Source organism: Allochromatium palmeri (assembly GCF_009720725.1).
GTDB lineage: Bacteria > Pseudomonadota > Gammaproteobacteria > Chromatiales > Chromatiaceae > Thermochromatium > Thermochromatium palmeri.
This window is the reverse complement of the sequence record NZ_WNKT01000080.1, coordinates 1-6719: the sequence shown is the minus strand read 5'-3', so window position 1 is coordinate 6719 and position 6719 is coordinate 1. Positions and strand designations below refer to the sequence as shown.

The 6719-nt window shown below is 61.0% G+C and carries 5 protein-coding genes; all 5 read right to left on the bottom strand.

The annotated features are described in order from the left end of the window. Positions 1-51: 51 nt before the first annotated feature. The 5 genes from GJ668_RS19045 to GJ668_RS19025 all read right to left on the bottom strand — a co-directional run bounded on the left by GJ668_RS19045 (position 52) and on the right by GJ668_RS19025 (position 6487). On the bottom strand, positions 52-804 hold the full coding sequence (locus GJ668_RS19045) for an ABC transporter substrate-binding protein (protein WP_155451679.1): 753 nt from the start codon (positions 802-804) through the stop codon (positions 52-54). A gap of 58 nt (positions 805-862) precedes the next feature. Then, positions 863-2251 carry a diguanylate cyclase domain-containing protein gene (locus GJ668_RS19040; RefSeq protein WP_155451678.1) on the bottom strand — a complete coding sequence of 463 codons (1389 nt, stop codon included), beginning with the start codon at positions 2249-2251 and terminating at the stop codon, positions 863-865. Then, positions 2248-4449, bottom strand: coding sequence for a sensor histidine kinase (locus GJ668_RS19035; protein ID WP_155451677.1), 2202 nt, complete (start codon positions 4447-4449; stop codon positions 2248-2250). Before GJ668_RS19035 ends, GJ668_RS19040 begins: the two co-directional genes overlap by 4 nt. Continuing rightward, on the bottom strand, positions 4446-5756 hold the full coding sequence (urtA, locus tag GJ668_RS19030; RefSeq protein ID WP_155451676.1) for an urea ABC transporter substrate-binding protein: 1311 nt from the start codon (positions 5754-5756) through the stop codon (positions 4446-4448). The genes GJ668_RS19035 and urtA overlap by 4 nt, the downstream gene beginning before the upstream one ends. 587 nt (positions 5757-6343) lie before the next feature. Further along, positions 6344-6487: an entericidin A/B family lipoprotein gene (locus GJ668_RS19025; protein WP_155451675.1), complete on the bottom strand. Its 144-nt coding sequence runs from the start codon at positions 6485-6487 to the stop codon at positions 6344-6346. Positions 6488-6719: the final 232 nt, after the last annotated feature.

Genomic DNA, 6719 nt, shown 5'->3' with positions numbered 1-6719 from the left:
CAGATCCTCTCAGCGTAGCCAGGACGGCGGTGTCGCGCCAACGTCTTTCAGTCACGTCAAAAAGTCGAACATCGCGTTAAACTCATATGTTTGATCAAGGACGAAGGCGCTTTCGATCAGGCGGGTCAATCCCAATTCACGGATCAGGTAAAACGCGCTCTCGTCGATGATGGCAAAGTCGGCCCGGTCATTCGCCACGGCGTTGAGCACCTCGGTGAAGGTTTCGAACCGCACCGCCTCGATGTCCCGGCTGATTGCTTGCCGCAAACGCTCGAACCCCAGGTTGCCTTTTTGTTCAGCGGCTCGCCGACCGGCCAGATCCTCGACGCCATGAATCCCCAAGGGATTGCCGTGCTTGACGAACACCAGGATGGAGGCGCTGATATAGGGCCGCGAGGCGTCGAAAGAGCGCTGACGATTCTCGAAATTGATCGCGGTCGCCAGACCATCGACTTCACGGTCAAACGCGAGCCGTTGCATTTCCTCCCAGAGGCCCACGCGGAAACGGATCCTCAAGCCGGTGCGCTCGCTGATCAGCCGCGCCAACTCGACATCGTGCCCGCTGATCCGGCCATCCGCGTCCTGGATCACAAAGGGTTCGAAGCTGGTCCCGCTGGCCAGCACCACCTCCGGATGTTGCTCGATGAAACGCTGCTCGGCCGGCGTCAGCTCCAGCAAACCAACCGTGGCTGTTTCCGGACCCAGATCGGCGGCTGCAACCTGACCGGCCCCCAGCCAGAGACAAAGCACGAGAAAGCGGTTGAGAAGCCGTGCACTCGACCAAACCGCAGCGCGATTTTTCATAAACTGTAACAGCCGTCGAATTGCGAGCCGGATTGTTTTCGATCAACGGATGGGAAGGCTACAGGACGTATCTGTTGCGTCCGCCGGCCTTGGCGCGATAGAGCCGGGTGTCGGCTTCGGTGAAGACCTGGTCGACGGTCACGGGGGCTTCATCCGGCGAAATCAGCCGCAGACCGAGCGAGATGGTGATGCAGGGCGAGACCGGGCTATGGCCGTGCGGCAGTTCGAGTGCTTCGACGGCCGCCACCAGTCCGGCGGCCGCCGCCTCGGCTTCGTCGGGCCGGCGCACGGTGAGCAGGACGGCGAACTCCTCCCCGCCGATGCGGAAGACGTAATCACGCCCGCGCCTGTAGCGCTCGTTCAGGAGCCGCCCGATCCGCTTCAGCACCTCATCCCCGGCGGCATGGCCATGGTTGTCGTTGTAGGCCTTGAAGTGATCGACGTCGAAGATGGCGAAGGCCAGCCTTTGGCCGTCCTCTCGGGCGCGACCCAGCTCACGCTCCAGCACGCTGTTGAAATGACGGCGATTGTAGAGACCGGTGAGCGCATCCGTGATGCTCAGTTCCTCCACCGCCTTCTTGTCCGTGATGTCCTGCCGGATGCTGGTGAAGCCCAGCACCAGGGATTCGTCGACCAGATCCGGCGAGACGATCTCGTGCACCCAGTAATCCCGTCCGTCCTTGCTCTGATGGCGAATCTCGCCCTGCCAGGTCTCGCCCCGTTCGAGGGTCGTCATGATCTCGCGGATGCGTGATTCGCTCAGATTGAAATAGAGGGTCTGCCAGTAGTTACGGCCGATGAGTTCCTGCCGTTCGAAGCCGCTCTTGCGGCAGAAGGCCTCGGAGACATAGACGATGGCGCCGGCCTTGTCGATACGACAGATCAGCACATGCTGGTCGATGATGTCCAGATACTGGTTGCTGGTTCGGTTGGCCTCGGCCAGTTCGGCGTTGGCGGCCCGTAGCTCGGCGGTGCGTTCCTCGACCTTGCGCTCCAGCCCTTCGTTGAGTTCCTTGAGTTCGGCGTTCTGGCGCTGGATGGTGGCGTCCTGGACATAGCTCTCCAGCGCCCCTTGCAGGGTGAGAATGAGATCGTCGCGGTCCCAGGGTTTGGCGATATAGCGATAGAGATTGGCCCGATTGATGGCCTTGGTGACACCGTCCAGGCTGCTCTGGCCAGTCAGCATCACGGTGCGGGCCTTGGGGGCGATGGCATGGATGGCGGCCAGCACCTCATCACCCTTGCGTCCGGGCATGATGTAATCGCAGACCACCACCGGGATCTCCAGGCCCTCGGCAAGCAGCTCGCGGGCCAGTTCTTCAGCCTCCGCATTGTCCTGGACCAGCTCCAGCTCGACCCCTGGAAAGCAGCCGGACAGCTCCATGGAGAGACTGTCGAGGATGGTTTCCTCATCGTCAATACAGAGGATTACATAGTTTGCATTCATTCCGTGTTTGTGACCGGTAGCCAAATCTCGACGCTGGTCCCAACGCCCACTGTCGATTCGAGCCGGATCTCGCCCTGATGCTTGTCGACGATCCGGCGCACGATATCGAGTCCCAGACCACTGCCCTCCCCCGCCGGTTTGGTGGTGAAGAAGGGTTGGAAGATCCGATCTCGGATCGCCTCCGGGATGCCGCCACCGGTGTCGGTGATGCGGACCCTGGCCCAGTCGGCGTCCTGTTGCAGACCGATCTCCAATCGCCCTTTGTAGTCCATGGCCTGCAGCGCATTATGGACCAGATTCATCCAGACCTGCCCCAGTTCGTCTGCATAGGCTGGAATGGGCGGCCCCTCGGGCAGATCGGTCTGAAGATCGATGGTCTGCTTCATCTGGTTCTGATAAAGGGTTAGAACTGTTTCGATGCTTTCGCGCAGATGGGTGGGACTCTTGACGCCGGTGTGGTCGTAGCGGGCAAAACTCTTGAGGGCAAAGACCACCTTGCGCGCCTTGTCGGCGGCGGTACGGATGTTCTGACAGGCGCGATGAATATGGCTGCCCTGACGCAGATGCTCAAGGATTTCGGTGGCTTTTTCGTCTTCCAGCAGCGGGACGAAGCGCTCGATGTCCAGCGGCGGCAGTTGCGACAGCAGTTCAGCCACCTGGCGCGGCTGGGGTACGGCCCGTCCGGCCAGCCGTTGTTCGTAGTCCTTCTTGAGATCGCGTTTTTCCTTGAGACTGAGGCTGGAACCGGCGGCGGCCAGGGTCAGGAGTTCGAGGAACTGTTCACGCCGGACCGGAGATAACGCGGCAAAGAGGGTCAGGAACCGGTCCTGCTCCTGATAGGCGTTGGCCAGGGTTTCAATCGATGAGGCAATCGATCCCAGCGGCGTATTGATCTCGTGCGCCACCCCGGCGATGAGCTGCCCCAGGGCCACCAGCTTTTCGGTCTCCACCAACTGGGATTGGGTCTTTTGCAGCGTGTCCAGGGTCGCGGCCAACTCGACATTGCTGTGCTGCAACTCGCGATTGGCCTCGGCCAGCTCGGCGGTACGCTGCGCGACCCGCGCCTCCAGTTCGGTCTGATGGACGCGCACGCTGGCGATGAGCTGATTGAAGGCCGCGACCAGGGCGGCGATCTCGTGGCGCGCGGGCACCTGGAGGGGCTCGGGCAGGGCCTCGTGCTCCAGTCGGGTCACGGACTGGGCCAGCTGCACGATGGGACGCGAGACCAATCGGTTGGCCAGCCAGACTCCAAAGAGCACCAGACCAATGGAGGCCAGCATGACCGCCTGTGAGATGCTGGCGAAACGCTGGATCGGAGCCTGGAACTCAGCCGTGTCGATCTTGACCAGCAATCCCCAGTTCAGCGACGGCAGATAGCGCCAGACCCCAAGGCTGTCCTGACCACGATAGTCGACGAAGCGCCCTGAGCCGGCCTGACCCTGCATGGCGGCCTGGAGCGGCACGAAGGCGGTTGGATCCAGTGTGCGCTCGGGCAGATTTGGAGCATGGCGGCTGGGAGCGGCCACCACCAGACCGTCCTCGCCCAGGGTCGCGGCCAGCAGTTCTCCGGTCTCGCCGAGTCCGCCATAGTGGTTGACGATGGTGTTGAGCTCTTGGTTGTCGATTTGCAGGATCAGATTACCGATAATCACGCCACCGTCGAAAATAGGCGCGGCCAGAAAGGCGGCCAGTTCCTGGCTGGGTGGATACCAGGCGAAGTTAGAGACCTCGGTCTGCAAGAGGGTGTTGGCGGCATCAATGGTCGCGGCGAGCTGGGTGCCCGCGAGTTGCGCATCCTGAACATGGCCGCCCAAGTCGTCCTCGCGTTTGAGTGAGAAGCGGATGTTCCCGGCCTGATCCACCAGCAGCAGGTCGTAATAGCCCTTGGCCTCGCTGAAGCTGCTAAGGAAGCTCAGAGTACTGGCGTCGGGCTGGATGAGCGGCTCCGGCTGGTGCAGCAGCGTGACCAGGGAGGGGGCGCGGGCCAGGGTCGTCGTATCCGTGATAAGTCCGCGCACATAGGTTTCCACCCGGTCCTGGGCGGCGTCAGCGATGGCCGTCAGTGCTTCCAGTTTCTGCTGATGGATCGAGCGACTGAAGATGTCATTGGCCACGATATAGGCCGTCAGGATCGGGGCGAGGGCCACGACCAAAAAGGTCAGGCCCAGCTCGGCGGCGATCGAGCGCAGGCGGCTCATGGGTGCGCCCCCGTGAATGGCTGACCAGGCGGCGTGGGTTCGGTGCCCGGATTGGTCCACTGTCCCTGCCAGCGCTGATTGAGTCCGGTCAGAAAGGCTTCCCACTCTGCCGGCGAGCGATACCCCGGATAGGGCAAAGGCCGCACCGGTTTGACGGAGTCCCAGACGATCTCGAACTGACCATCGGCCTGAATTTTCCCGATGCGCACCGACTTCCAGAGATGCTGGCTCTGGCCGTCCAGACTCACGGCCCCGCCGGGCGTGGCGATGGACAGCCCAGGCAAGGCGCGTCGGACCGCGACCGGATCCGTGCGACCGCTACGCTTCACGGCCTCAGCCCATAGATAGACGCCCAAATAGGCCGCCTCCATCGGATCGGTCACCACCTGATTGGCTCCATACTGGGCCTGATAGGCGGCGACGAAGCGACGATTGGACTCGCCGGGTAGACTCTGAAAATAATTCCAGGCCGCATAGTCGCCGGCGAAATCCGCACTGCCCATGATCTTGAGCTCGGCCTCGGCGATGCTGAATGAGATGGTCGGAATCCGGTCCGGGGTCAGGCCCCGCGCGCGCAGTGCCTTGAAAAAGGCCACATTGCTGTCGCCATTGAGGGTATTCAGGATCACATCCGGACGGCTCGTCGCGATGGCCTCCACGACCGACTCGACCTCGGTGCTACCCAATAGCACATAGTGCTCACCCACCACGGATCCACGCAGCGAGCGGATCTGGTCGCGCATGATGGCGTTGGCCGCATGGGGGAACACGTAATCCGATCCAACCAGGAAGAAGCGCCGGCCCAGATTGTCCATGGCCCACTTCACCGCCGGAATGATCTGCTGATTGGGTGCCGCGCCGGTGTAGACGATATTGGGTGACAGCTCCAGCCCCTCGTACTGGACTGGATAGAACAGCAGATGATCGTATTGTTCGAACACCGGCTTGACCGTTTTGCGCGAGGCCGAGGTCCAGCACCCAAAGACTACATCTACTTGGGCGTCCAGGATCAGGGACTCAGCCTCACGGGCGAAGGTCGCCCAATCCGAGGCTCCATTGCGAACGATTGTCTGCAACGGACGGCCAAGCAGACCGCCGGCGGCATTGATCTCGTCGATAGCCAGTCGCGTAGCAGTCACCACGCCGCGCTCACTGATGGCCATGGTGCCGGTCAGTGAATGCAGGATACCAACCCGGATCGGGTCGGCAAGACGCGCCTGGTCATAGCGATGCCAGGCCAGTCCCAGCCCGATCACCAGGAGCAGCAACAGCAGAACCGCAACGACCTTGAGGATAGATGTCGGCATGGCTGGCGGGCGGTTCATCAAAATTCCTGGGTTGAAACCCCGCCCTTCAAGGTGGCTTTTGGTTTGTTGAATTCACAGGCGACGTTTAACATGGCGCTGTTTTCTGACCTACCTCCGGGCTGGCGGGACGCAACACCCCATGCTAACCGTCCAGTGGTCGTTCTTCCAGCCGTCCGCTTGGCAAGCGCGAATGAGCATGCTCCGTGCGCTCACGAACAGACGCTTGCCATGGCGAGGACTATCGTGGCGCGTACCGCATGACTCAGACCGTCTAACGCCCGCACCCACGCCTCAACCCAGGACAGTCTTGGGCAGCAAGGGGGCGTATTTGAAACAGTTGGTCCAGGACACGCTGATCGAGCACCGGCACTAATCGCCAAACATGGTCGGGATCTGCCGGAGATCAGGAATTGGATGTGGATGTGGATGTGGATGTGGAACGACGGACAAGCGAAACCCGAGTGAGGATCAAGATCAACACCCAAGCACTGATCGACACCGCCCAAGCGATGGCTCAGTCGGTGGCGACCCGGTCACTATTTGGCTGAAGGGACTACAGCCTTGTCGGACTTGGCCTCCGTGCCGCTTTACATGTCCTTCTTGACGTCCCTGGCCGTATCACTCACGGCGTGACCGCCGCTTTGGATATCCTTGCCGGCACCCTCGACGGTATTGCAGCCGGACAAACCGGCAATCGCGATCAGTAGAATCAGTGCAAAGAGCTTATTCATCACTATCACCTCTTGTGTGTCTGTGCCATCCGTTGCTGTTACGCCGACCGTCGGTCAGTCCGGTTTTCATCGGTTCCCGAGGGGCCGATGCCAGGTATGTCGACGACGACCGATGATGTGAACGTTACGCCGAACGGGCCGCGCTTTCAGTGTGCTAAGTACATCTATTAAATAATTTTAACAAAATACCTGTTTGAGTATATAATAAATATCTCTGCCATAAGCAAGAAGC

Coding starts and splice junctions, on each gene's coding strand:
- GJ668_RS19045 (WP_155451679.1), bottom strand. CDS start 804: ATGAAAAATCGCGCTGCGGTTTGGTCGAGTGCACGGCTTCTCAACCGC.
- GJ668_RS19035 (WP_155451677.1), bottom strand. CDS start 4,449: ATGAGCCGCCTGCGCTCGATCGCCGCCGAGCTGGGCCTGACCTTTTTG.
- GJ668_RS19025 (WP_155451675.1), bottom strand. CDS start 6,487: ATGAATAAGCTCTTTGCACTGATTCTACTGATCGCGATTGCCGGTTTG.
- urtA (WP_155451676.1), bottom strand. CDS start 5,756: ATGCCGACATCTATCCTCAAGGTCGTTGCGGTTCTGCTGTTGCTGCTC.
- GJ668_RS19040 (WP_155451678.1), bottom strand. CDS start 2,251: ATGAATGCAAACTATGTAATCCTCTGTATTGACGATGAGGAAACCATC.